The organism is Oleiphilus sp. HI0080 (assembly GCF_001635135.1).
This window is the reverse complement of sequence record NZ_LWFU01000597.1, coordinates 1-1,697: the sequence shown is the minus strand read 5'-3', so window position 1 is coordinate 1,697 and position 1,697 is coordinate 1. Positions and strand designations below refer to the sequence as shown.

Here is a 1,697-nt window from a genome sequence, read left to right as displayed (position 1 = left end):
TTCAGCCATTAAGGTATTACAAGCTACCAAAACACGTTCGCGATAGTCATTCTCTACAGCGAATCGTGTTTCATCTAGCTTGTCTAATATTTTTCGGTTTACGGCCTTGCGCTTTTCAAAGCGAGGCATTGACTCGAGGCGTTCATATACCTCGTTAAAGACACCAAGAACCTCATCATGGTGCAGACGGGCATCCAAATGATCCAAAAGAATCTTGACCCTCATGCATCCTTCAGAAATCTCAACCTGCTCGTCAAGCATAGAGGAACAAAGAATACGTATGCTTTCGCGAAGTTTGTCCTGATTAATCTTTGCCTTGGACCTTGCTTCAATAACCGCTTCTTTGTGAGCATCAAGAAAACGAACCTGACGTGCGATCTTTATTGATAACGCAATACAAATCAATGCTCCTAATATTGAGAAAAACCAAAGCAATGTTGTCATTTCCACACCTCGCTCCTTGCCAAATCGCTAGTTAGTTTTTGGGTGTTGCCCGTTCAATAAGATATGCGCAGTCGATATTTTGAGGTAAACCGCCGTACAGTAGACCAGACGTAGTTCCTCCAAGACGCGCTTTACAAAATGCATCTGCAACCACACGATCGCCGAACTGAATTAAGCAAGAAGCCTGTAAACTCAAAGCGATCTTTTCAATCAACGAGCGCGAGATATATTGCACCTCATCTGGTTGCAAGGCGTGAACGCCCTCAAGCGCTGAGAACAGCTCAGCGCTATATTGATCAAACTCAGCTACCACACCTTTCGCACTACTCAACTCGCGAAGTAGGGCGTCGACACTTTCGGGTGCGCGCTGCATGGCTCGTATCATGTCTAAGCATTGTACGTTGCCACTGCCCTCCCAGATTGCGTTAACCGGCGATTCTCTGAAGAGTCGAGGCATGATTGTGTCTTCCATGACGCCCATACCTCCGATACACTCCATGGCCTCGTACGCGTGCCCGGGGGTCCGTTTGCATATCCAATATTTGCCAACCGCCGTACCGATCCGCATTAATGCAGCTTCATCTTGAGCCTCATCCATACGATCAAGGGCGCGCGCCATGCGCAACGTGAGCGCCAAAGCCGCCTCGCTTTCAAGAATCAAATCTGCAAGAACGTTCTGCATGAGAGGTTGCTTGTTCAACAAGGCACCAAAGGCTGCTCTAGAAGCGCAATGGTGGGTTGCCTGCGCAACCGCTTGCCGCATTCCCGCGCTCGATCCTATCATGCAGTCAAAGCGCGTCATGGCTACCATATCGAGGATTGTCGCGACGCCTTTACCCTCCTGCCCGAGTAACCATCCTTGCGCACCGCGCAGTTCCGTTTCGCTTGACGCGTTAGAGACATTCCCCATTTTGTTTTTTAGCTTTTGGATCTGTATGGGATTCTTAGTCCCGTCGTCTTTCCAGCGAGGAACTAGGAAGCAAGATACTCCGGACGTTGTTTGAGCAAGCACCAGAAACGCATCACACATCGGTGCTGAAACGAAGTATTTGTGGCCAACGAGTTCGTAAAGCCCATCTGTGTTTCCATCAATAGGGAAGGCACGAGTGGAGTTCCTTCTAACATCTGAGCCGCCCTGCTTCTCAGTCATTGCCATCCCAATGGTGACGCTGTCTTTCTGAAAATGGGGTATATTTCGAGGGTCGTAAGTTCGGTTTAGGATTTTGGGTGCCCAAATATCATAAAGCTCGGGT

2 protein-coding genes are annotated in these 1,697 nt (G+C 48.7%); both read right to left on the bottom strand.

Features of this window, described 5'->3' with window-relative positions:
• Positions 1 to 444: DUF2489 domain-containing protein (locus A3751_RS13100; RefSeq protein WP_068456750.1), on the bottom strand; the 444-nt coding region annotated here is incomplete at its 3' end.
• 31 nt (positions 445 to 475) lie between these two features.
• Positions 476 to 1,697: acyl-CoA dehydrogenase family protein (locus tag A3751_RS13095; protein WP_068456747.1), on the bottom strand; the 1,222-nt coding region annotated here is incomplete at its 5' end.